The sequence below is a fragment of the Streptomyces sp. NPDC046925 genome (assembly GCF_040644915.1).
Taxonomy (GTDB): Bacteria; Actinomycetota; Actinomycetes; order Streptomycetales; family Streptomycetaceae; genus Streptomyces.
Window position 1 is genome coordinate 831,181 of record NZ_JBEYWZ010000001.1, and the last position, 22,205, is coordinate 853,385.

At 71.2% G+C, this 22,205-nt stretch carries 21 protein-coding genes; 3 read left to right on the forward strand and 18 right to left on the reverse strand.

Annotated features, from left to right (window positions below):
• Positions 1 to 8: 8 nt before the first annotated feature.
• The 9 genes from ABZ906_RS03495 to ABZ906_RS03535 are packed head-to-tail and all read right to left on the reverse strand — an operon-like array spanning position 9 to position 8,786.
• Positions 9 to 1,058 (reverse strand): beta-ketoacyl-ACP synthase III, encoded by a 1,050-nt coding sequence (locus ABZ906_RS03495; protein ID WP_361376797.1) that lies wholly within the window; start codon positions 1,056 to 1,058, stop codon positions 9 to 11.
• On the reverse strand, positions 1,055 to 2,086 hold the full coding sequence (locus tag ABZ906_RS03500; RefSeq protein WP_361376800.1) for an acyl-CoA desaturase: 1,032 nt from the start codon (positions 2,084 to 2,086) through the stop codon (positions 1,055 to 1,057). The genes ABZ906_RS03495 and ABZ906_RS03500 overlap by 4 nt, the downstream gene beginning before the upstream one ends.
• Entirely contained in the window at positions 2,083 to 3,087 is a 1,005-nt protein-coding gene (locus tag ABZ906_RS03505) for a VlmB-like protein (RefSeq protein ID WP_361376803.1), read from the reverse strand. The genes ABZ906_RS03500 and ABZ906_RS03505 overlap by 4 nt, the downstream gene beginning before the upstream one ends.
• Complete coding sequence (locus ABZ906_RS03510) at positions 3,084 to 3,641, reverse strand: flavin reductase family protein (protein ID WP_361376806.1); 558 nt, start codon at positions 3,639 to 3,641, stop codon at positions 3,084 to 3,086. The genes ABZ906_RS03505 and ABZ906_RS03510 overlap by 4 nt, the downstream gene beginning before the upstream one ends.
• Positions 3,632 to 4,129, reverse strand: coding sequence for a hypothetical protein (locus ABZ906_RS03515; RefSeq protein WP_361376809.1), 498 nt, complete (start codon positions 4,127 to 4,129; stop codon positions 3,632 to 3,634). Before ABZ906_RS03515 ends, ABZ906_RS03510 begins: the two co-directional genes overlap by 10 nt.
• Positions 4,129 to 4,647, reverse strand: a complete 519-nt coding sequence (locus tag ABZ906_RS03520) for an SRPBCC family protein (protein WP_361376812.1) — start codon at positions 4,645 to 4,647, stop codon at positions 4,129 to 4,131. Before ABZ906_RS03520 ends, ABZ906_RS03515 begins: the two co-directional genes overlap by 1 nt.
• On the reverse strand, positions 4,634 to 5,962 hold the full coding sequence (locus ABZ906_RS03525) for an aminotransferase class III-fold pyridoxal phosphate-dependent enzyme (protein WP_361376815.1): 1,329 nt from the start codon (positions 5,960 to 5,962) through the stop codon (positions 4,634 to 4,636). Before ABZ906_RS03525 ends, ABZ906_RS03520 begins: the two co-directional genes overlap by 14 nt.
• 8 nt (positions 5,963 to 5,970) lie before the next feature.
• Positions 5,971 to 7,107, reverse strand: coding sequence for an acyl-CoA dehydrogenase family protein (locus tag ABZ906_RS03530; protein WP_361376818.1), 1,137 nt, complete (start codon positions 7,105 to 7,107; stop codon positions 5,971 to 5,973).
• The gene (locus tag ABZ906_RS03535; protein ID WP_361378046.1) at positions 7,095 to 8,786 is read right to left on the reverse strand and encodes an aldehyde dehydrogenase; all 1,692 of its coding nucleotides are present in this window, start codon (positions 8,784 to 8,786) and stop codon (positions 7,095 to 7,097) included. Before ABZ906_RS03535 ends, ABZ906_RS03530 begins: the two co-directional genes overlap by 13 nt.
• A 196-nt stretch (positions 8,787 to 8,982) precedes the next feature.
• Here ABZ906_RS03535 and ABZ906_RS03540 point away from each other — a divergent pair, with 196 nt between their 5' ends.
• The gene (locus ABZ906_RS03540; protein ID WP_361378049.1) at positions 8,983 to 9,984 is read left to right on the forward strand and encodes a DUF2156 domain-containing protein; all 1,002 of its coding nucleotides are present in this window, start codon (positions 8,983 to 8,985) and stop codon (positions 9,982 to 9,984) included.
• Here ABZ906_RS03540 and ABZ906_RS03545 read toward each other — a convergent pair.
• The 9 genes from ABZ906_RS03545 to ABZ906_RS03585 all read right to left on the reverse strand — a co-directional run bounded on the left by ABZ906_RS03545 (position 9,940) and on the right by ABZ906_RS03585 (position 20,666).
• Entirely contained in the window at positions 9,940 to 10,824 is an 885-nt protein-coding gene (locus tag ABZ906_RS03545; protein ID WP_361376821.1) for an AfsR/SARP family transcriptional regulator, read from the reverse strand. The genes ABZ906_RS03540 and ABZ906_RS03545 overlap by 45 nt on opposite strands.
• A gap of 100 nt (positions 10,825 to 10,924) precedes the next feature.
• Positions 10,925 to 12,484: an acyl-CoA carboxylase subunit beta gene (locus ABZ906_RS03550; RefSeq protein ID WP_361376824.1), complete on the reverse strand. Its 1,560-nt coding sequence runs from the start codon at positions 12,482 to 12,484 to the stop codon at positions 10,925 to 10,927.
• Between the two features lie 127 nt (positions 12,485 to 12,611).
• Positions 12,612 to 13,265 carry a GDSL-type esterase/lipase family protein gene (locus tag ABZ906_RS03555; RefSeq protein WP_361376827.1) on the reverse strand — a complete coding sequence of 218 codons (654 nt, stop codon included), beginning with the start codon at positions 13,263 to 13,265 and terminating at the stop codon, positions 12,612 to 12,614.
• Positions 13,262 to 14,776 (reverse strand): MFS transporter, encoded by a 1,515-nt coding sequence (locus ABZ906_RS03560; RefSeq protein WP_361376830.1) that lies wholly within the window; start codon positions 14,774 to 14,776, stop codon positions 13,262 to 13,264. Before ABZ906_RS03560 ends, ABZ906_RS03555 begins: the two co-directional genes overlap by 4 nt.
• 114 nt (positions 14,777 to 14,890) lie before the next feature.
• Positions 14,891 to 15,706 (reverse strand): HAD family hydrolase, encoded by an 816-nt coding sequence (locus ABZ906_RS03565; RefSeq protein WP_361376833.1) that lies wholly within the window; start codon positions 15,704 to 15,706, stop codon positions 14,891 to 14,893.
• 6 nt (positions 15,707 to 15,712) lie between these two features.
• Positions 15,713 to 16,912: a cytochrome P450 gene (locus ABZ906_RS03570; RefSeq protein ID WP_361376836.1), complete on the reverse strand. Its 1,200-nt coding sequence runs from the start codon at positions 16,910 to 16,912 to the stop codon at positions 15,713 to 15,715.
• A gap of 69 nt (positions 16,913 to 16,981) precedes the next feature.
• On the reverse strand, positions 16,982 to 18,514 hold the full coding sequence (locus ABZ906_RS03575; RefSeq protein WP_361376839.1) for an MmgE/PrpD family protein: 1,533 nt from the start codon (positions 18,512 to 18,514) through the stop codon (positions 16,982 to 16,984).
• Between the two features lie 38 nt (positions 18,515 to 18,552).
• Entirely contained in the window at positions 18,553 to 18,873 is a 321-nt protein-coding gene (locus ABZ906_RS03580; protein WP_361376842.1) for a hypothetical protein, read from the reverse strand.
• 11 nt (positions 18,874 to 18,884) lie between these two features.
• Positions 18,885 to 20,666 (reverse strand): carbamoyltransferase C-terminal domain-containing protein, encoded by a 1,782-nt coding sequence (locus ABZ906_RS03585; protein WP_361376845.1) that lies wholly within the window; start codon positions 20,664 to 20,666, stop codon positions 18,885 to 18,887.
• A 229-nt stretch (positions 20,667 to 20,895) separates the two neighbouring features.
• Here ABZ906_RS03585 and ABZ906_RS03590 point away from each other — a divergent pair, with 229 nt between their 5' ends.
• Complete coding sequence (locus ABZ906_RS03590) at positions 20,896 to 21,624, forward strand: SGNH/GDSL hydrolase family protein (protein ID WP_361376848.1); 729 nt, start codon at positions 20,896 to 20,898, stop codon at positions 21,622 to 21,624.
• A gap of 100 nt (positions 21,625 to 21,724) precedes the next feature.
• Positions 21,725 to 22,189: a MarR family transcriptional regulator gene (locus ABZ906_RS03595; RefSeq protein ID WP_361186045.1), complete on the forward strand. Its 465-nt coding sequence runs from the start codon at positions 21,725 to 21,727 to the stop codon at positions 22,187 to 22,189.
• The last annotated feature ends 16 nt before the right edge of the window (positions 22,190 to 22,205 follow it).

The window sequence follows — 22,205 nt, forward strand, 5'->3', positions numbered from 1 at the left end:
GGTTGGGGTCACATGGGGGTGAGTGCGGGCCAGCGGAGGGCGCAGGCGCCCCAGGTGAGACCGCCGCCGAATGCCGTGAGCAGGGTGCGGTGTCCCGGTGCGAGGTGGCCCGTCGCCGCCGCGTGCGCGAGGGCCAGCGGGATGGAGGCCGCCGCGGTGTTGCCGACCTGGTCGAGGTGGACCGGACACCGCCGGCGCGGCAGCCGCATACGGTCCGCGACCGCGTGCAGGATGCGCAGGTTCGCCTGGTGCGCGACGAGCCGGTCGATGTCGGTCACCTCCCAGCCGGCTCGCCGCGCCGCGGTCAGCGAGGCATCGGCCATACGCTCGACGGCGTTGCGGAAGACCGCCTTGCCCGCCATCCGGAAGTACGGGTCCGCGTGCCCCGCCTGCCCCACGGCGTCCCCGGCCCCCACAGCCCCTTCAGCCCCCGCGCCGACCCCGTGCAGCGGTGCGCGCGAGCCGCCCGAGCGGACGGTGATGAGGTCGCTGCCGGTGCCGTCGCTGCCGAGCACGGGCGTGCCGAGCGCACCGGGCTCGTCGGCGCCGCCGGACCGCAGCACCACCGCACCGGCGCCGTCGCCGAAGATGGCGCGGGTCGAGCGGTCGGCCGGGTCGAGGATGCGCGAGTAGGTGTCCGCGCCGATGACAAGGACGCTGGCCGCCGTGCCCGCGGCGACAAGACCCGCGCCGGTGGCCAGCGCGTAGAGGAACCCGGTGCAGACCGCGCCCACGTCGAAGGCGGCCACGGTCCCGAGGCCGAGCTGGGCCGCCACCAGGGGCGCGGTGGCCGGGCAGGGATGGTCCGGCGTGGTGGTGGCAAGCACGACGGCGTCCACGGAATCGCTCTCCGCCGACTTCAGCGCACGCCTGCCCGCCTCCACCGCCAGGTCCGACGTGGCCGTGGACGGGGCGGCTATGAAGCGCGTCCCGATGCCCGTACGGCTGCGGATCCACTCGTCGGAAGTGTCGAGTTCCCGCGCCAGGTCGTCATTGGTGACCGCGTGCGGCGGAAGCCAGGTGCCCAGGCCGCACAGCACCGCGGCGGCGGCGCTCACCGGGTCCCCCGGACCGCCGGGGCGCGCTCCAGTACGGCGACCTCCCGGCTGACCTCGCCGAGATGGCCGGCCACGCTGAGGTAGGAGCGCAGCAGCCGCTCCTCGGCGTACGGGAGGCCGCCCCGCACCAGGTACTCCTTGACCAGCGGCTGGGCGCGGCGCAGGTTCCTGCGGGGCATGGACGGGAACAGGTGGTGCTCGATCTGGTAGTTGAGCCCGCCGAAGAAGAAGTCCGTGATGCGGCCCGGCGCCAGATTGCGGGAGGTGATCACCTGCCGCGTGAGCCAGTCCAGCTTCTCGTCCTCCCCGTCCCGTACGGGGAGCCCCTTGTGGTTGGGCGCGAACATCACTCCCATGTAGAAGCCGAACAGGCCCTGGTGGACGACGAGGAAGGCCACGGCGACACCCGGCGAGAGAAGGGTGAACACCGCCGTCAGATAAACCGCCAGATGGAGCGTCAGCAGACCGAGGTCGAGAGCCACGTGGCGCTTGAGCACGCCCTTGCGGGCCGCCACGTAGCCGGAGATGTGCAGGCGCAGACCCTCCATCAGGATGAGCACGTAGAACATCCACGCCTGGTGCCGCACGATGAACCGGCCGACGGGTCCGGTGCGCTTCGACCGGTCCTTGGCGTCGAAGATCACCTGGCGGCGGAGGATGTCCGGGTCGAGCGAGAGATGATTGGGATAGTTGTGGTGCTTGGTGTGGTGGCCGACCCACCAGCCGAAGCTCACGCCCGTGAGCAGATTGCCGTGGGTGTAGCCGATCAGGTCGCCGGGCCGTCGCGTACGGAAGATCTGGCGGTGGCCGGCGTCGTGCCCGATGAGGTCGGTCTGGCCGAAGCAGACCGCGAGGAACGCCGCCACGGCCAGCTGCCACCAACTGTCGCCGAGGAGCGCGAACAGCGTCCATCCTGCGGCGAGGAGCAGCAGATTCGTGGCGATCTTGAACGTGTAGTAGACGGGCTGGGAGTCCAAAAGGCCCTCGCGCCGCACCAGTTGGGTGAGCTCCTGCAGATTGGCGCTCATATCGCTTCCTCCAGGCCCATGTAGGCGAGCCGGGTCCGCTGCAGGCGTGCGGCCCAGTCCTGTCCGGTGTCGATGCGCTCCCGCGTGGTGGTGTCCGCCAGGCGGCGGCCGGGCCAGATCTCGTGATCGCCCAGGAGGCCGCCGTGCCGCTCGATGCCCTGCTGGAAGAGCTCTTCGCGGTGCGTCAGCTGCTCCGTGGTCGGCAGCTCGGCCCACAGGGCGTACCCCTCGCGGATCAGTTCCAGGAGGCGTTCCTTGTCGTGCGGGTTCGCGCGCAGGTGATCGCGGACGATGGCGCTGCCGACCGTCAGATGCCGGATCTCGTCGACGGCGGCGCCCCGCTCGATGTCGGCGGCCGCCGGGTCGAAGATCCGCCACTTGCGCTCGCTGAGTTCGGCGGCGGGCGCCAGTACGCCTTCGACGAGCACCGTGAGGACCAGTACGCCGCCGATGAAGTCCCGCTCGTCGCGCAGCACCCGGAGCCCCAGGTTCTCCAGGGGGACGAGGATCTGCTCCTGGTCCGTGGCCGCGAGACGGGCCACTGTGTCGGCTAACTCGTGCTCCGTGACGCCGAGTTCGAGCAGGTGGCTGCGGAACACCATGGCGTGGCGGGCCTCGTCGATCAGCTGGGTGGCGTAGAACTCCATGCAGTCGTTGTCGGGCGCCAGCGCCGTCAGATGGCCGATGGCCCGGGTGGCCTTCTCCTCGGCCACCGAGCGGTAGGCGAGCTCTTGGGTGAGGGCACTGTTGAGCGGCCCCGGCTCCCTGACCACGTCCAGGGGCCGTACGTGCGCCGCGTGGCCGAGAATGCCGCCGCTGCGCAAGGTGCCGTGCGGTACGGCATTGAGCCAGTACCGCAGATCGCAGACGGCCGGGGTGAGTTCCAGGCTCTCCGCGCCGTCCAGGAGCGAGGGGGCCTTGTCGGGGTCCGCCTCGGAGGGAATGGCCGCCGGCGCGGTCGTGGGCGGTGTCGTGGACGGTGGCGTGGGTGGTGTCGTCATGAGGAATCCCTCTCCGTGGAGGCGCCGGAAGCGGAAGGCCCGGAGCGCAGGTCGTACGCGAAGGTGACCAGAGGCGTGCCGCCCGTGTGGAACGCCGAGACGACCTCGGCGACCACCAGCTCGTGATCGCTGAGCGGCACGGTGAGCTCCGGCCTGCACTCCAGCCACGCCACCGCCCCACTCAGCCGCGGCACGCCGTCGCACGGGTCGCCGAGCCAGGCGTCCGGCGGCAGCTGCGCCAGACCACGGGGCCTGCCGCGCCGGGCGAAGTGCCTGGCCAGCGGCTCCTGCGCCGCCGCGAGGCCGTTGGCGACGAAGACCGGGCAGTTCGCCAGGGCCCGCAGCCCCCGACTCCCGGTACGCAGCGCCACACAGGCCATCGGAGGGTCGCCCGGCACGGTGCTGAACGTACTGACCGTCACGCCCTGCGCCTCGTCGCCCACCCCGCAGGTGAGTACCGTCACCCCGGCGACGAAGTGACGCATCGCGGTGACCACCGCCGTGTCGCCCGCGGCGCCACTCGCCGGACGTGCGCGTCGGATGGCTAGGGCCATGGCAGCCGGCCCGGGCTCGCGGGATCGCGTCCGGCGGCGCCCGCCGTGCTCGCGGCCTCGAATTCGCTGCGGAAGCGGCGGTACGCCTGGTGCGTCCGGGGCTCGAAGTGCAGACCGAACGGCTTGAGATAGTTGCCGAACAGCGCCCTGTCGCCGAAGAGATGAATGGGCAGCGCGAGCAACGCCCACTCGAAGCCCCACAGCCAGATCCAGCCGATGGTCAGCAGACCCTGGGTGACCAGGGAGTGCATGACGTTGTAGGCGACGTAATAGCCCTGGTGGATGCGGCCCTTGTGACGGCGGTACTGAACGGCGCCCGGAAGGTAGCCGATCAGATCGATGTAGACGAACAGGATGAGGGCGGCCTGCCAGCGCACCTGCCCGAGGTGCGCGAAGAACAGGACGAGGGCCACGACGAGTCCCAGCCCGTACTCCGCCCGCACGAGCCGCGCGGTCACCGGTGTCATGAACAGGTTCTTGGTGTCCATCACGCGACCTGAGCGGGGGAGACGGGTGCCGAAGGCCCGGCGGGTACGGTTGTGACGGCGCGGGCCAGGGCCTCGTCGCCCACCACCCGGCCCGAGGCGAACAGGCCGAGCACCACGCGGGCGATCGTCTCCTTGATGACCCGCTCGGCGACCGGCTCCAGGATGCCCGCGAGGCTGGGGATGCCGAAGTCGAACTCCGCGCGGAAGCCGACCCGTACCTCGTCCCCCGCGTCGGCGATCTGCCAGGTCCCTCGGAACACCTCGAAGTCGCCGTCGAGTTGCACGAAGGCGATGGTGAGCGCGGGCCGGTCGAAGCGGTCGGACTCGGTCCAGCGCAGGATGCCGTTGCGGAAGTACACCTCCCAGGAACTCGTCTCCTCCGTCTCGCCGATGGCGTGCACGGTGACCGAGCGGACCACATCGGCGAGTTCGGGATAGCGGGCGAATTCCTTCACCCGGTCGTACACCGCCTGTGCGGCGATGCCGGGCACACCGATGGTCACGTCAACGCTGCGCATGGGCGGCGCCACCTTCCTGGGTCGGGACATGGCGGGCTGCCTGCACACGGCAGGCACGTTCGAACGCCGCAAGGAGGAACCGCACCTCCGAGGGGCTGAGGACGGCGGGCGGGGTGAAGCGCAGCACCAGATGGGAATTGAGCGAGTGGTTCGCCACGACGCCCTCCCTGATCAGTTCGACGAGCAGGTCACCCGCCACCCCCGGCTCGGCGAACTCGACGCCCAGGAGCAGTCCCCGGCCCCGCACCTCCCGTACGAGAGCGCCCAACTGCTCCTTCGCGATCCGGCGGATGCCGTCGAGCAGTTCGGCGCCCAGGTCGCGGGCCCGGGTCACCAGGTCCTCCTCCGCGATGGCTTCGAGGGCGCCGCGCACGGCGGCCATCGCCAGGGGCATGCCGGAGAAGGTCGAGGTGTGCAGATACGGGTCCCGGTCGAAGGCGCCGAACGCCTCCGGGGTCGCGATGACCGCCGAGACGGGCATGATGCCGCCGCCCAGGCCCTTGCCGGTGAGGAGCATGTCCGGGGTCAGCCGTTCCTCGTCCGCGCCCCACCAGGAGCCCAGGCGGCCGAGTCCGGTCTGGATCTCGTCGAGCACGAAGAGCGCGTCGTGGGCGCGGCACAGCGTCTGCACCGTCCGCAGATAGCCGTCCGGCGGGACGATCACGCCCGCCTCGCCCTGGACCGGCTCCATCACCACGCAGGCGCGCCCTGCTGCCGCCTCGAGCTGCTCGGCCAGCGCCCCGGCGTCGCCGTAGGGCACATGGGCCGTGTCGGGGAGCAGCGGGCGGAAGGGCTCCTGGAACAGGTCCTTGCCGGTGAGGCTGAGCGCGCCCATGGTCTTGCCGTGATAGCCGCCGCGCGTCGCGATCAGCCGGTCCTTGCCGCGGGTGCGCGCGATCTTGATGGCGGTCTCCACGGCCTCCGCGCCCGAGCAGGCGAAGTGCACCCGGTCGAGTCCCGCCGGGGCTTTGGCCACCAGGGCGTCGGCGGCCAGGGCCGTCAGGGGTTCGAGCAGGACGCGGGTGGCCACCGGGTTGCGGTGCAGCTGCTCCTCGACATGGCGTACGACGGTGGGGTGCCGGGCGCCCATGAGCAGGACGCCGTAGCCGCTGCAGTTGAGCAGCCGCCGGCCGGTCGCCGTGGTCACCCAGGCGCCCTGTGACTCCGTCTCGATCTCGCCGCCGAGCAGTTCGCCGAGGGTGGCGCGGCCCCTGCTCAGGCGCGTGCGGTAGAGCCGTCCGATGTTTTCGCGGTCGATGTGTTCACGGCCGATGTCGTTCCGGCCGGGGGTCTGCGCGGTCGTACCAGTGGTCATGACGCTCCTCATGCCAGCCGCAGCGGACGGCCGTCGACGTGATCGAGGAAGGGTTCGGCGAAGCTGGAGCGGGACGGCGGATGGAAGGACAGGGCGTGCGAGGCGGCGGCGAGATACGCGATGTCGCCCGAGCCGATGAACGCCATCCCGCCGAGCAGCTCCACCGCCCGGCCCACGGCGTCACGGATCGCGTCCTGCGCCCCGTACCGTGCGACCAGGGCCCGCCCGAGTCCTTCGTTGCCCACGGCCCCGTCCATGATCATGCGGGCCGTGCCCTCGGTGAGGAGGGTCGCGGTCTCGTAGCGGGCGAGCAGTTCGGCCCGTTCGGTGCGCGTGCCGCGACCGGCGGTCAGGACACGCTCGACCAGGGCGCCCGCCACGCCGACGTAGGAGGCGGTGATGAGCAGTTCGAACCAGATCAGGCCGACCGTCTGGAGCTCGTCCAGTTCGCCCGCGTCGCCGAGCTGCGTGCGCATCACCTGCTGCTCGTCCACGAAGACGTCGTCGAGCCGCACCTCGTCGCTCTCGGCCCCCGCAAGCGCCCAGCTCGACCAGAACGGCCGCACGGTCAGGCCCTGCGCCTGGCGCGGCACGAGGAGCACCGCCATGTCGCTCGTGCCGTCCGCGTTGGGCAGGGCGGCGCTCGCGGTGAGCAGGTCCATGGAACGCGCGAGGCTGCACGGCTTCTTCGAGCCGCTGACGTGGTAGCCCTTCTCCGTCGGCCTGGCCTCGACCGTGGGGCTGAGGATGCCGCGGCCGGGGCGCCCTTCGGCGAACCCGGAGGCCACCAGGAGCCGCTGTTCGACGATCCCTTCGAGCAGCGCCCACTCCACTCCGCCGCTTTGCAGGCTGTCGGCGAGCGAGAACAGCGTGGCCACCGAGAAGTGGTGCATGGTGGTGGCCACCGCGAGGGACGGCGCGGCGGCGGCAAGGGCGCGGGTGACGGCCACCGCCTGGAGGGGCGTGGCGCCGCTGCCCGAGTAGGTCACGGGGATGACGAGGCCGGGGCCCCCGTGCGCGCGGAAGAGTCCGACGGCCGGGCTGCCCGGCTTCTCCAGATCGGCCAGCGGGATCTTCTCCAGCTCGGCCAGCAATCCGGGCAGGAACTCCTCGCAGGTGCGCCGGGCCGTGTTCATCGAGCGCATGACGTCGTCTCCTTGTACGCGTTCAGGTTCTGCCAGGCGCCGAACACCGCGTCCCTGGGCCGCGAACCGGGGCTGATGCTCACGCCCTGGAGGTGCGAGGTCCGCAGGATGGGGTAGTTGGCCTCGCCGAAGACGCCGCCGGTGAGCCCGGTCCCGCCGTGCGTGGGCAGATAGGGCAGGAACCCGATGTGCGAGTCGTTCACCTTGAACAGGCCGCCGGTGCGGACGCGGGCCACGAACGCGTCGATGACCTCCGGGTCCTTGGCCCACAGGGAGTTGCGCAGGCCGTAGTGGTTCGAATTCACGAACCCGATGAACTGGGCCGTCAGCGCGGCGTCCGTACCGGGTTCGGCGACGATCAGGGGCAGCAGCGGGAAGAACGTCTCGTGCCGTACGGCCTCCAGCTCGCGCGCCTCTTCGACGCCGCGCACCTTGATCACGGTCGGTTCGAGGAAGATGCCGCTCGGGTCGCGGGTCTCGTCGAGCCGCATGGCGTGTCCGCCGCAGACCACGTCGGCGCCTTTGGCGCGGGCGTCTTTGAGGCAGCCGAAGAACTTCTCGTTGCGCAGTACGGGCGTCAGGAGCACGTCGGGTTCCCACGGGCGGCCCGGACGGATGTGGCCGATCTGCTGGACCAGGGACTCCACCAGCGCGTCCGCCGCTTCGGGGTGCACGAGCACCTGGTTGGGGATCATGCACAGCTGCCCGGAGCCGTAGAAGCTCTCCGTGAGGGCTTCGGCCGCCAGGGCGATGTCGGCGTCCTTCCACACGACGACGACGTCGTTCCCCGCGAGTTCCAGGATCGGTTTCTTGCCCGCGGCGATGCAGCGCGCCTCGAACTTGCGGCCGTTGTCGCTGCCGCCGAAGTAGATGATGTCGTCCACCGCGGGATGCCCGAGCCAGCAGTTCAGTATCGGCGCGGGGTCGCCGCAGACGACGTTCAGGGTGCCGGGCGGAGCGCCCACCTGGTCCAGGACGGGCGCCACGATCTCCTGCATGACGTACATGACGCCGAGCGGCGCGCTGCGCGGGGCCCGCACCACCAGGGCGTTGCCGCCCATGAGGGCCGTCACGCCGAGAAGGGCGCTGGAGAGGGGCGCGTTCTGCGGGGGGTTGAGGCAGACCACGCCGTCGGGCTGCCTGCGCACCTGGAGGCGGCGCTCGTCGCGGTGGAACTCCTGGAGCATCTGGGAGCGGTAGAAGCTGATCGACTCCGGGCCGAAGCACTCCAGCATGCCGGACACCTGCCAGCGGGCCAGGGCCAGCGGGTGGCCCTCCTCGACGAGGATGGCGGCTATGTCCTCGGCGTGTTCGGCGAGGCGCGCGTGCAGGAGCCGCCCCACGGTGTCGATGCGGGTGCGCGGGTGGACGGCGCCCCAGAGGGGCGCCGCTGCGGCCGCGGCTTCGACGGCCCGCTCGACCGTGGCGCGGTCGGCCTTGACGACCCGGCCCACGACGCACGCCGGCAGGTCGTCCGGCGGCGTGCGGCCCTGTTCCAGTTTCCGTTTCAGGGTGAGGTTCGCGAATACGTCGTCAAGGAGGGAATCCGCGTCGATGACGTAGACCCAGTCGTCGCCGGGTATCCGTCGCGCGTTGACGTAGGACTGATAGGAACGTAGGCGCGGGGAATCCGGATGCGTGCCGTCCTGGAACCGGCGTCGTGCATTCGCTCGGGTCACATGCGTACTTCCCACGCTCACTCCTTCAGAGTGCGACCGGACCCGGACGGCCGGTGCGGTTCACGTCGGCGATCGTTACAGCGCCGACTGAAAGCCCACTGAAAATCGACTGACATGTCGTCTTCAGCCGAATGCGGCGGGCTCGGGGCACATTGCACGAAACTGTGGTCAGCCGACGGGAGCGAGCGTGCGCAGCATGAGCCGGGTGCCGGAAACGTCGCACAAGAACGCGGAGGCCGCACTGACCGCCGTGCAGAGGTACGCGGAAAACCCCAGTGCCTTTCTGGCCCTCAATGCCGGGAACAAACTGTTTCTGGGAGGCGGCGGTGAGCTGGTCGCCTACCGGGAAGCGGGCCGCTTCCTCATCCAGTTCGGCGGTGTCTTCGGGCCCGCGAACCGCCAGGAGGCGGTTCTGCGCGAATTCCGGCAGTACGCGCGCGACCGGAGGCGCACGATCGCCGGAATCCAGTTGCAGCGGGCCGACGCCGAGTTGTACGAGGCGGCGGGATTCGTGCTCAACCAGGTGGGCTCCTCCTACTCGGTCCACCTCCCCGAATTCACCCTGCGCGGCTCACGGTTCATGAAGCTGCGCAACAAGATCTCCCGGGCCACACGCAGTGGACTCGACGTCCGGGAGGTCGCGTTCGCCGATCACCGGGCGGGCGTCGAGGGGATCGACGCGGCCTGGCTGCGCGCGAAGGGCAGGCACGTCAAGGAGATCGAGTTCCTGGTCGGAGAGGTCGGCGGCCCCGTCCAACGGCATCGGCGCCTGTTCCTGGGCACGCTCCACGGCCGGCCGGTGGCCTACATCTCCTACTCTCCCGCGTACGGATCGCGCTCCGGCTGGCTGCACGATCTCAGCAGGCGCGTGCCGGACGCCGGGCCCGGCGTGATGGAGGCCGTCAACGCCTCTGCCATACAGGCCTTTTCGCGGGAGCGGGCCGAGTGGCTGCACTTTGGATTCACCCCGTTCACCGGCCTGGACGCTTCCCATGAACTGGCGTCGAGAAGTGCCCTGACGGGAAAGCTCCTGCGGTTCCTCGCGGAGAAGGGGGAATCCGTCTATCCGGCCGCCGGTCAGCTCGCGTACAAGGAGAAGTGGGGTCCGCAGCTGGTGCTGCCCGAGTATCTCGCCTTCGAGGGTTCGGCCAGCCTACGCGCTGTGTGGCATATCCTGCGGGTGACCAAATCCATTTGACGTCAAGGCGTCCGGCACCGGAGTTTTCGGGGCTGCCGTGTTCGGGGCCGCGGTGGCGGCTCCTCCGCCCGATGAACCGCGCAGGAGATTCTCCTCCTGCTGCAGTACCTCCCGGAACTTCCGCTGCATTCCGGGACCCGGATCGATCCCCAGTTCCGTGGCGAGATTGTGCTGCACCCTGCGATAGGCGCTGATGGCGTCCGCCTGCCGGCCCGAGCGGTACAGAGCGGTCATCAATTGCTCGCAGAAACGCTCGCGCAAGGGATGCTGAGTGAGGAGCTGTTCGAGTTCGGGAACGACTTGCTGATGCCTGCCCAGGCGCAGATGCGCCTCGATGAACAACTCCCGTCCGATGAGCCTGGTTTCCTCGAGACGCGCATAGGCGATACGGCAGATCATGCCGTCCCCGGCATCGAGCAGGGCGGGGCCGCGCCAGACGGCAAACGCGTCGCCGAGCAGCTTGACGGCCAGTTCGTGGTCGACGCCCATGTGCCGGCTCGCCAGGTCCACGGCCCGGGTGAACCAGAGGGCGTCGACGTCCGCCGGGTCCACGTTCAGCACGTACCCGGAATGCGACGTGCGCACGAGAGCCCGGGTGCTCGGCTTTCCGGTCTGCTGGGCGAGGATGCGGCGAAGGCGTGCGACATGCGATTGCAGGGAGTTCCCCGCGGTCTTCGGGAGCTTGTCGCCCCAGAGCTCGTCGAGGAGGTCGACGGCGAGTACGGGAGTGCCGGGCGTGAGAGCCAGCGCCGCCATGATTGTTCTGAGTTTCTCCCCGGGCAGCACGATGGGAACATTCTCCTCGATCAGCTGAATCGGGCCGAGCAGCCTGATCTGCATGCGAGTCCCCCGTCTCTCCGACGTGTCGGAAGCCGACGTGATGATTTCCGCCTGTTCTTCGTAAGCCGGACCCATCCGGATTGGTCCGCACGAGCCCGGTTCAGGTCGGAGGGTTTCCGTGCTTGCGCGAAGGCAGCGAAGCGTTCTTCGTGCGGAGCATCTCCAGGGAGCGGATCAATGCCGCTCGCGTGTCCGCCGGGTCGATCACCTCGTCGACCAGACCTCGCTCGGCGGCGTAGTACGGGTGCATCAGTTCACCCTCGTACTCCTTGATCTTCTGCGCGCGAAAAGCCTCGGGGTCCGCCGCGGCGGCTATCTCCCGGCGATAGATCACGTTCGCGGCACCCTCGGCGCCCATCACCGCGATCTCATTGGTCGGCCAGGCCAGTGACACGTCGGCGCCGATCGAGCGGGAGTCCATCACGATGTACGCGCCGCCGTAAGCCTTGCGCAGAATCACCTGGACGCGGGGGACAGTGGCGTTGCAATAGGCGTACAGGAGTTTGGCGCCGTGCCGGATGATTCCCCGGTGTTCCTGGTCGACGCCCGGCAGAAATCCCGGCACATCGACCAGGGTGACCAGAGGGATGTTGAAGGCGTCGCAGAACTGCACGAAGCGGCCTGCCTTCTCGCTCGCGTGAATGTCGAGCACCCCCGCCATGACCGCGGGCTGATTGCCGACGACGCCGACGACATGGCCGTCGAGACGGCTCAGCGCACAGACGACATTGGCGGCCCATGAGGGCTGGATTTCGAAGTACTCGCCGTCGTCGACGATTTCCCCGAGCACGGCACGCATGTCGTACGAGCGGCCGGGACGGGCCGGAACCAGTTCCAGGAGCCGGTTCGTCCCGCGATCGGCGCGGTCGGTCGGCGGCTCCCACGGGGGCGGCTCCTGGTTGTTGGAGGGGAGCAGCGTCAAGAGGAAGCGGAGATCCTCCAGACAGGTCTCCTCGTCGTCGTACGAGAGCGACGCGACCCCGGAGGCCGTCGCGTGCACGTCGGCGCCCCCGAGCGCGTCGTGCGTGACCTCGGCTCCGGTGACCGCCTGGACGACGTCCGGGCCCGTGACGAACATCTGCGACGTGCCGCGCACCATCAGCACGAAATCGGTCAGCGCGGGGGAGTACGCGGCGCCACCGGCGCAGGGGCCCAGCACCACGCTGATCTGCGGGATCACACCGGAGTTGCGGGTGATGCGCCGGAAGATCCCGCCGTACCCGGCAAGGGCCGACACGCCTTCCTGGATCCGCGCACCGGCCCCGTCGTTGAGACTCACCAGCGGGGCTCCGGTGGCCGCGGCCAGGTCCATCAGTTTGTGGATCTTCTCGGCGTGCGCCTCGCCGAGAGCGCCGCCGAACATGCGGAAGTCATGGGCGTACACGAAGACCTTCCGGCCGAACACCTTTCCCCAGCCGGTGACCACGCCGTCCGTGTGCGGCCGTTTGTCCTCCATTCCGAAACCCGTCGCGCGGTGCCGCCGCAGCGCCTCGATCTCGGTGAACGTCCCCGGGTCGAGGAACGCGTCGATACGCTCGCGCACCGTGAGTTTCCCTTTGGCGTGCTGCGCCCCGGTCGCCCGCTCGCCGGGCCCCGACTCCAACCGCTCCACCACGCACCGGAGCTCGGACACTTTCGCGTGGACGTCTGGAATTGCCATGTGAATCCGTCCGGCCGTCGGCAGCAAGTGCCCGCAACCTTCCACGGCACACTGGTGGCCCGCTGATACGCGGTTCTCAGCGGGCGTACACGACCGGATAGGACCGGATGCGGCCGGACACGGTCGGCTACGCGGCGGACTCCGTCGCGGCGAGGTGGTCCGCGAGGCGGCGGATGACGGCCGAGGCGACGGTCCGGGACGTCACGTCGACGTACAACGCGCCGTGCCGCACGGCCAGTTCGCGGGTGCGCTCGGAGAGGAGCCGCAGCCGCTGCCGCGGTCCGCTCCGGTGCTCCCCGGCCACCGGTGCCGGCAGGCCGGGGCCGTACGGGCCCAGGGCGAGCACGTCGGCGCCTGAAGCCCGCAGCGGTCCCACGATGCGGCTCAGCTCCGCCTCGGTGGCGTCGACGTCGAAGGGCTCGCGCAGAGCCTCTGGGCCCCCGGCGACGACCGCGGCCAGATCACCTCTGAAGGCCAGCGCCTTGGCCAGCTGCCTGGCCCTGACCTGCGCCGTCGAGTGATCACGCCGGCCCAGGTTGAGATAGGCGAGATCCGGGCGGACGGCCCGCAGCACATCGGCCACGTGATCCGCCCAGGGCCGGCAGCCGGGACAGCCGCCCGGCGTACCGCAGCCCGAACAGCCGCCCGGCTGCGACCACTTGGCGCCGCTGCCGCCCAGGACGACGAACCGCCGCCACGGTACGCGCACCAGGGCGGGGCAGTCGTCGTTCACGGCGCCGCGACGGCATTCGTACGGTTCGTGCGGGCCGGCGCCGCTCACGACGGTCTCCGGAACAAGGGCGACCGGCGCGGGGCGAGAGGTGCGGCGGCGGGTCCGCACGCGTCGGCGGCGGTCGCGGGCGCGGCAGCCCCGCGGGCGGCTGTTCCCGGCGGTCCCGAGGAGCCCCGCCTCCCGCGCCGGCGCTGCGAGAAGCCGAGCCCGAGCAGCCCGGCGACGGCCGCCGCGGCGCAGCTGAAGAACACCACGCGGCTGTAGGGGCCCGGCTCGGGCGAGGTCTGCGCGGGCAGGATCGCGGCCAGCGCCGCCACACCGAGGGCGCCGCCGATCTGCCGTACCGCCATGTTGAGCCCCGTGGCTCCGGCGAAGTCCGCCGGTTTCACGGACAGGGCCGCCGCGCTGTTCACCCCGGTGCTGATCGCGCCGATCCCCGCACCGCCGAGCAGCCCCACCGGAATCCACATGCTCCACAGCGCGGGCTGCGAGGAGAGCGTCAGACCCAGCCACAGTTCGGCGACCACCAGGGCCGTCGCACCCCAGAACACCGCCAGGTGTGGCCTGCGCCTGCCCAGCGACCTGCCGACCAGCGCCGCGACCGACGCGGAGAGCAACGCCGAGGGGATCATCGACACACCGGCCGCCGTCCGCGAGTACTGCCAGACCTCCACCAGGAACAGCGCCCCGACCAGGAGCCAGGCGTAGAGCGCCGCGCCGAAGAAGAACGAGACGAGGTTGGCCAGGGCGAAGTCCCTGCTGCGCCACAGCCCGGTCCGCAGGGCGGGCCGCGGATGCCGGCCCGCCCGTACCAGTGCCGACGCGAGCAGGGCGGCGCCTGCGGCGAGACACCCCGCTACCCGCGGGCCGCCCCAGCCCCACTCCTGCCCCCGGGTGATGCCGAGGACGACGAGCCCGGTGCCCGCCGCGAGGAGGAGCGTGCCGAGCACATCGGGCAGGCCCTGGTTGCCGCGGGCCGAGCCGCGTACCGCCCTGATCCCCACGAGCAGTGCGACGCCGAGCGGGATGTTGATGAAGAACACGGCACGCCAACCGACCGCGTCGATGAGGATGCCGCCGAGGCTCGGCCCGACCGCCGCCGCGGCGGACGCGGCGGCGCTCCAGAGCCCGATCGCCGCCCCTCTGCGCCGGGGTGTCACATCGACCAGGAGCACGGCGAGCGACGCCGGGATCATGGCCGCCGCACCGAGCCCCTGCACACCACGGGCGATCAGCAGAGCGGGGAGGCCGGGAGCCACGGCACACAGCAGCGAGGCGGCGGTGAACAGGCCCATGCCGACGGCGTAGAGACGGCGCCGTCCCACCACGTCCGCGAGGCGTCCCGCGGGCGCGAGGAACGAGGCGAACACGATGGCGTACAGCGAGATGACCCAGGTCAGATCGGTCACCGAGGCGCCGGGGAAGCTGTCGTGCATGTCCGTCACCGCGAGGTTCGCCACCGTGGCGTCGAGGATCGAGAGGAAGATGGCGCCCGCGGCGAGCGTCACCACCACCGGATAGCTCGGCCGCTCGGCACCATCCGCCGGGTTCCGGACCATCGGCCCACCGATCCTTCGCCGTAGAAACGGTCGTTGCGGGGACAGCCGTCCCAGGGACGGCTGTCATAGGAGGGACGGCTGTCGTATGGACGGCCGTCATGCGAGGGACGCCCTTCACTCTCGCGAGGTCCGGGTTCGTGTGCTGGCGGGAATGCGACGAGGCCGCGCGGAGACGACCGCGCCGGGCAGTCGCCGCCATCCTCCGGCCCCGGCATGCCGGAGCAGTACCGGGTCCACGCCCACCACCACGGGGTGGCCCACGGCGCGCAGCATCGGCAGGTCGGAAGCGTGGTCGCCGTACGCATGACAGCGGTCCGGGGAGATGCCGCGCTCCCGGAGCAGGGCGCGCACCGCGACGGCCTTCTCCTCGCCGGTCATCGTGCCGTCGACCATGCCGGTCAGGACGCCGTCGACCGTCGCGGGCCGCGCGCAGAGCACCGCGTCGGCATTGACGCCGAGCCGTTTCGCGACGGGGTCCAGGCAGGGCGCGAAGGACCCCGAGACGAGAACGACCGCCTCGCCTCTGCGCCGGTGCTCCCGCAGCGCCGCCACGCTGTCCGCCAGGAACAGGCCCCCGGCGCGCAGTTCGGCGGCGAACCAGTCCCGGCCCCCGGCGGCGAGCTCCCGTTCGTCGCAGCCCGCGTAGAGGCGGTAGTAGGCGCGCGCCATCTCGGCCCGCGACGCACCGCCCGCCCCGAGCGCCCGCAGCCCGCGCACCGCGTCGTCGAAGGCGGCGCGCGGTCGGCCGCGGGCCCGCAGGTGGTGGCGCAGGAACCGGGCCATGCTGTTGACCGAGATCAGCGTCTCGTCGACGTCGAAGAACGCGACCGGGGGAGGGGCCGTGGAAGGATCCGTGGGAGGGGGCGGGGGAGGCGCCGGTAGCGGGTCCGATGACCGGCCCGGTGACGGGTCCGGTGGCGGGAGCGTCACGCGCACTCACCCCCACGCGACCGGCAGTTCTTCCCAGCCCCCGAGAGCCGCGAAGTCCTTCCAGCGCAGCTGCTGCGGAGGCACCGCGAGCCGCAACCGGGGGAACCGCTCGAACAACGCACGCAGCCCGATGGCCAGTTCGGCCCGCGCGAGATTCGCGCCGATGCAGAAGTGCGGGCCCTGCCCGAAGGCCACCTGAGTACGGTTCTCGCGCCGTATCACGAAGCGGTCGGGATCGGGGTAGACCTCGGGGTCACGGCTCGCGGTCCCCACCGAGGCGAGCACCGCCGAGCCCCCGGGAATGACCGTGCCGCCGAGCTCCACGTCGCTGGTGGTGATCCGGATGGAGGTGCCGCCGCCGGGGCCGCCGAGACGCACCACCTCCTCGACGGCGTCGGGGTAGAGCCCCGGGTCCTCGCGCAGGAGCGCGAGCTGGTCGGGGTGGCCGAGCAGGGTCACCGTCCCGCCGCAGAGCACCGTCACCGTGGTGTCGTGCCCCGCGAGCAGCAACAGCGCCCCCAGGCCCACGATTTCGGGCTCGGACGGCTCGCCCTCCGCGTCGTGGATGCGGACGAGAGCGCTCATCAGGTCGTCGCCGGGTTCCTCGCGACGCAGGCCGATCAGCCGGGCGAAGTAGGCCCGCATGTCCACGTTGGCCCGGTTGATCTCCTCGGGCGGATACTTGGTGAGCGACATGAACCGGTCCGTCCAGGCGCCGAACTTGTCGTAGTCCTCGAACGGCACCCCGAGCGCGCGGCAGATGATGCGCAGCGCGAACGGGCGCGCGTACCTCTCGGCGAGGTCGCCCTCGGGCGGACCGGCCTCCATGGCGTCGAGCAACTCCGCTGCGACCTTCTCGATGCAGGGCCGCAGCCGCTCCACGCGCTGCGGCCCGAAGGCCCGGTTGGCGAGTTTGCGCAGCCGGGTGTGGCGCGGCGGATCCATGGTGAGCATGCTGTCCGGGTCGGGCTCGACCACCTGGGCGCGGGCGGCGCCGGGGCGGAACAGCGCCTCCCTGCTGAAACGCCGGTCGGAGAGAGCGGTCCGTACGTCGTCGTGGCGGGCGACGAACCAGGCGGGATCGCCCGTGGCGAGGGTGATCGGACACACCGGTTCCTCGCGCAGCGCCCGCGCGTACTCGTCGGGCGGTACGAGCGGGTCGGTCCGCCGGGCCGGATAGGTGAACCGTGGCGTGTGATCGGACATGGTGAGGTATCCCCTTCCGCCGGCTGCCGCGTCCTCAGCGGCAGTCGGATCGGGTGTCGTCCGGGCCGCTCAGGAAGGGCGCGGCAGACCGGACTCGAGCAAGGGACCGAAACCGGGCGGCGGTTCGGTCGCGGGCAGCGGCTCGGACAGCGCCCTGTTCACGAGGGCGTCGACCTGCCGTGCGTCCAGCGAGGCGAGACGGTCGAGGCCGTCGATCACCTCGGCCGACGTCCCGGACGAGGCAAGCTTGTCCCGGACGAGTTCGCGGTGCGTGCGCCGGGTCCCGGGCCCGGCGGCCCCTTTCGGCCGCCCGCACGAGGCGGTGACCGCCCGGCCGTCGCGCAGGGTGACCCGGAGCCGCCCCCCCACCGCCTTGTCGGCCTCCCGGAACGTGCTGCTCGGCGGTCCGGCGACCCCGGCGGCGGCCGTACTCTCACCCGTGAAGTCCGCGAGCCACTGCCGGCCGCTCGCCCCGGCCTGCCGCAGTGCCTCGCCCAACGGGGCGGTGGCACGCAGCACTTCGCGGGAGAGCCCGGCGTCGTACTCGAGGCGGACCCGGTCGGCGAGGGACCAGCGCAGGGGATCCGCGGTCGCCGGTTCGGCCAGGTCGCGGGGAGCGACGGAACCGGAGATCAGGGCGGTCGCCACGTTGTAGGCGACACAGACATTGAGCGCCATGATCGCCGAGCGCTCCCGGTCGACGTACGCGGCGCCCTCCTGGTCCATGGCGATGGTCAGCCGGGGCGCCGAGACCACGATCTCCGCGATGCCGCGGATGTCCTCGCGGGAGAGCCGGGCGTGCAGTTGGGCCGCGCAGTCGACGGCCGCGTCCACGTACGCGCCTGCCGGGCGCAACTTGAAGGTCAGGGTCTCGGTGTGCCAGCGGGTGCCGAGCCCGGCCGTGACCGTTTCGGGCGACGGCACGTGGGAGAACTTGGCGAGCAGCCCGCCGGGATGCTCCAGGATGTCCTCGGCCCCCCGCAGCCCGGCGGCCGCCGCGTCGCAGGCGTCGAGCGCGGTCCGCACCGGGACCGCCGCCGACAGCACCTTGGCCTCGCTGCCGAGCAGCGCCCGCCGCAGCGGCCACGGAGGCATCGCCAGGGCGAGACCCCAGGCGTCCGTCCACAGCCCGGCCGGGGCCCCCGCACCGTGCAGGCGGGCCGCGACGGTGCCCATGAGCTGGGTGTACGAGGTGCCCTGCCCGCGCAGCGGACCCAGCGCGCCCGCGGCGGTGACCCGGGCTGCGCACTCGTTCGCGGCGACCACCGCTGTCAACAGAGCCCGCCCGTCCAGGCGTTGACAGCGCCTGAAGGCCAGCGGAACCCCGACGGAAGCGTGCGTGACGTGGCCCGCGTACATGCTGTCCTCGTAGTACAGGCACGAGGACAGCGCGGCCATCACCTGCGCCGCCCGGCAGGGGTCGTGCGAGAGCGGTGAGCCGAACGCCCGGACCAGCTTGCGCCCCAAGGGATGGCCCAGACTCGCCCGCAGCACCGCGAGATGCGACATGACCTCGCTGGTCGCATACGCCTCGATCCGTTCGGGCAGGTCCGGGTATCGCAGACCCGCGGCCCACTCGGCGAGCCGCCGGGTGAGGGACACGCCGCAGTCCCGGCGGTGGTCCGCCGCGCCCGCCCCGTTCACGCCCCGCGCCCCGGCAGGCCGCGCCGCCTGTCCTCGATGGACCGGACCGCGCAGGTGGCGGCGACGACCGAGGCGCGGGCGGCGGCCAGTGCCTCGCGCGCCCCGCGGCCCAGCGCCTCGTCGTCCGGCATCCGCCTCGCCCGCTCGGCGATCGCCGCGAGTTGCAGCGCGCACTCGACGGAGGCGATGCAGGCCTCCGCCAGCGGTGCCTCACGGCCGGGCGTACGGGTGAGACAGGACAGCGCCGCTTCGAGGAGCGCGCCCACCGACTGGCGGCCCCGCTGCTCCCGCTGTGCCGTGTCTGTCGTGTCTGCCACGTCGATGTGCGTCATTTCTTGACGACCAGGAACCGCCCGAGGACCAGGGCGTCGATCTCGGTGTGCAGGAAGCAGGCGAGCGCGTCGGCGGGCGAGCAGACGATCGGCTCACCGGCGATGTTGAACGACGTGTTCACCAGGCACGGAACACCGGTCAACTCCGTGAAGCGGACGAGCAGTTCGGCCAGCTTCGGGTTCGATTCCGGGGTGACGGTCTGCGCCCTGGACGTGCCGTCGACGTGCATCGCGCCGGGGATGACGTCGTGGAATTCGGGCCGCACCGGAAAGACGAACGTCATGTACGGGGACGACGTCTTCTCGCCCATGTCGAAGACCCGGTGCGCCTCGGACTCCAGGACGACCGGCGCGAAGGGGCGGAACGGCTCGCGGTGCTTGACCCGTGTGTTGATGATGTCCTTGATGTCGGCGAACCCGGGGTTCGCCAGGATGCTGCGGTTGCCCAGGGCGCGCGGGCCGTACTCGGCGCGCCCCTGGAACCAGCCGACGACGGTCTTCTCGCCGAGCAGCTTGGCCGTCTGCCCTGCCACCGCGTCCTCGTCGAGCTCGGTCCACTCCACCCGGTCGGCGTGCGCGTGCAGCGCCCGCAGCATCTGCCCGTCGTCGTACGAAGGGCCGAGATAGGGCGTCGCGGGAACCGGGCGGGGCCGCGGGGCGAGACCGGCGGCGTAGACGGCGGCGCCGATGGCCACGCCCGGGTCGCTCGCGCCGAAGCTGACGTGGATGTCGGTGAAGCGGGAGTTCTCCAGGAGCTTGGAGTTGTTGACGCAGTTGAGGGCGAGGCCGCCCTCGTAGACCAGCCGGGTCAGGTTGGTGCCGGCCTCCAGGGCGCGCAGCTGGTGCGCGGTGACCTCCTCGACCATCTGCTGTGCCGCCGCGGCGACCGTCGCACGGAACTCCGTCTCCTCGCGGCGCCGTTCGTCGCCGCCGAAGAGCCGGTCGAGGAGGGGATAGTAACCGCGCGTGCCGCTCGGGTCGTTGGCGAGAGCGAGGTGGTAGCGGCCGTCCTCGCGCAGCTCGACCACGTGCCGCAGCAGGGGGTTGTCCGACGGAGGCGGGGCGAACGCCGCGAGGCCCATCACCTTGTACTCGTCGTTGTTGGGCATAAAGCCGAGGTAGCGGGTGATCTCCCCGAAGAGCAGGGCGAGTGAGTTGTTGACGCCGATCGCCGACTTCTCGAAGAGCCGTACCCGCCCGTCGCGCACCTCGCCCATGACGGAGGAGAGCCGTTCGGCGCGGCCGTCGCTCACCAGGAACGCCGTGTCCTGCTCGCCCGACAGGTGGTAGCCGCACATCAGATGGGCCATGTGGTGCGGCACCGGGACGAGCTTCTTTGCGGGCAGGTCGTGGCCGGTACGCCGCCTGAAGTCGGCGTGGATGGCCTCCTTGCCGACCAGGCCCGCGTAGAGCTCGCCGAACCGCCTGAGCCGGTCGAATTTCTCCTCGACGGACAGCTCGCTGCGGCCGATGTCCTGGATCATCGTGTGCACGAGGCCGGGCGAGAACGACCAGGGGAACGCGACGACGTCCACCTCGTCCAGGCGTACGCCCGCGGTGTCCAGGCACCACCGCAGGGAGCCGGCGGGGAAGGCGGAGGTCTTCTTCTCGCGGTTCAGCCGCTCCTCCTCGACGGCGGCCACCAACTCCCCGTCGACCAGCAGGGCGGCGGCCGCGTCATGGCCCAGGATGCTGTGCCGGTCGATCCCGGTCGCTCCGTAGAGCCGCCCGAACGTGTCGGCGCCGTGGGTGAAGCCGTTGTAGCCGAGGACGATCACACCGGGCTCCTTCGATGAGGGGTCGATGAGGGTTCGACGAGGGGAGGACTGACTCGCGCTCATCGTTCACGTCACGGCTGGCACGGCACTGAGATGCGGCTGACGCGAGTGGCCCCGGCAGGCACACGGCACGGGGCCTCGCGGTGATGTCGTTTTCCCGCCAGCGCGGCCCGGCTGCCGGGTGCCAGTGTCGGTCGGCACGACCCGCGGCTCACGAGAGGACCCGGACATGGAAACGGCCGGCGTGACGGAGTACAAGGACCCGTACACGGAGCAGAACGACCCCTACGTGGTGTTACCCGCCGAGGGGGCGGCGCTGCTCCGGGGCGCCCCCTGGTCCCGGCTGGCGATCGTGGGGGACAGCGTCGCGCAGGGCATCGGCGAGCCGCGCCCCGGCTACCGCGACGCGCCCTGGTGGAGCCTGGTCATCGACGCCCTCCGCGAGGTGCGGCCGGACCTGGTGCACCTCAACCTGGGGCGGCGCGATCTGATGACCGCGCAGGTGCGCGAGAGCCAGCTGGAGGCGGCGCTGGACTTCCGGCCCGACCTGGTGATCGCGCTGTGCGGGGCCAACGACGGTCTGCGCAAGGCCTTCGACCCCGAGGCCGCGCAGAGCGAATTCGAGGCGCTCTTCACGCCGTTGAGCGAGGTCGGCACGCTGGTGACCTCCGGATTCTTCGACGTCATCGGCAACCCGCACTTCGACCCGCGCTACCGGGACGTGGCCCGTGAGCGCCTGGGTGTCCTGGGGCGGCGCATGCGGACGGTGGCCCGGCGCCTCGACGCGGTGCACGTCGTCATGCAGCACCACCCGACGGGCCGCGAGGAGTCGATCTGGAGCACCGACGGCATGCACCTCAACGCCCGCGGCCAGGCCGTGCTCGGCACCGAGATCATCCGCGCCCTCGGCGCACGCCTCGTCCGGGACAGTGCCTCGCTCGACCTCGTCGGGGAGTGAGAGACCCGGCCACGATGTGCACTATGCGCGTTAAGTGCATTATGCATATGCCGCGTAGAATGGCGTCATGGACAAGCCCGGTCGCCGCAATAACAAGCCCATGGGCCGCACGGAGAAGCCCGTCGGCCAGGTCGAATTCGAGACGATGCTGCTCAACCGGCACTCGCATCTCTTCAACCCCCGCACGCGTTCCTCCGGCGGGCGCCTCGACCGCAGCGCGTACATCCTGCTCAGCCGCATCCAGATGGACGGCCCGATGTCCATCGGCCAGCTCACCGAAGCCTTCGGCCTGGACGCCTCCACCCTCAACCGGCAGACCGCCGCGATGATGCGCTCCGGACTCGTCGAGCGCATCCCCGACCCCGACGGCGGCATGGCCCGCAAGTTCCGTATCTCCGCCGAGGGCGCGCGGCTGCTCGACGCCGACCGCTCCGAGTACGTCCAGGGCCTGGAGAAGGTCATGGACAACTGGTCGGCGGAGGATGTGGCGACGTTCGCCGGCTTCCTCCAGCGCTTCAACGGTGACATCGAGATCCTGGAGGGGCGCCCGTGGCCGCGCCCCTGAACCGTCTGCCGCGCCC

Excerpts from the sequence above, each read along its gene's own strand:
- ABZ906_RS03500 (WP_361376800.1), bottom strand. The coding sequence starts at position 2,086 with ATGAGCGCCAATCTGCAGGAGCTCACCCAACTGGTGCGGCGCGAGGGC.
- ABZ906_RS03505 (WP_361376803.1), bottom strand. The coding sequence starts at position 3,087 with ATGACGACACCACCCACGCCACCGTCCACGACACCGCCCACGACCGCG.
- ABZ906_RS03510 (WP_361376806.1), bottom strand. The coding sequence starts at position 3,641 with ATGGCCCTAGCCATCCGACGCGCACGTCCGGCGAGTGGCGCCGCGGGC.
- ABZ906_RS03515 (WP_361376809.1), bottom strand. The coding sequence starts at position 4,129 with ATGGACACCAAGAACCTGTTCATGACACCGGTGACCGCGCGGCTCGTG.
- ABZ906_RS03520 (WP_361376812.1), bottom strand. The coding sequence starts at position 4,647 with ATGCGCAGCGTTGACGTGACCATCGGTGTGCCCGGCATCGCCGCACAG.
- ABZ906_RS03525 (WP_361376815.1), bottom strand. The coding sequence starts at position 5,962 with ATGACCACTGGTACGACCGCGCAGACCCCCGGCCGGAACGACATCGGC.
- ABZ906_RS03530 (WP_361376818.1), bottom strand. The coding sequence starts at position 7,107 with ATGCGCTCGATGAACACGGCCCGGCGCACCTGCGAGGAGTTCCTGCCC.
- ABZ906_RS03540 (WP_361378049.1), top strand. The coding sequence starts at position 8,983 with ATGAGCCGGGTGCCGGAAACGTCGCACAAGAACGCGGAGGCCGCACTG.
- ABZ906_RS03545 (WP_361376821.1), bottom strand. The coding sequence starts at position 10,824 with ATGCAGATCAGGCTGCTCGGCCCGATTCAGCTGATCGAGGAGAATGTT.
- ABZ906_RS03550 (WP_361376824.1), bottom strand. The coding sequence starts at position 12,484 with ATGGCAATTCCAGACGTCCACGCGAAAGTGTCCGAGCTCCGGTGCGTG.
- ABZ906_RS03560 (WP_361376830.1), bottom strand. The coding sequence starts at position 14,776 with ATGGTCCGGAACCCGGCGGATGGTGCCGAGCGGCCGAGCTATCCGGTG.
- ABZ906_RS03570 (WP_361376836.1), bottom strand. The coding sequence starts at position 16,912 with ATGTCCGATCACACGCCACGGTTCACCTATCCGGCCCGGCGGACCGAC.
- ABZ906_RS03590 (WP_361376848.1), top strand. The coding sequence starts at position 20,896 with ATGGAAACGGCCGGCGTGACGGAGTACAAGGACCCGTACACGGAGCAG.
- ABZ906_RS03595 (WP_361186045.1), top strand. The coding sequence starts at position 21,725 with ATGGGCCGCACGGAGAAGCCCGTCGGCCAGGTCGAATTCGAGACGATG.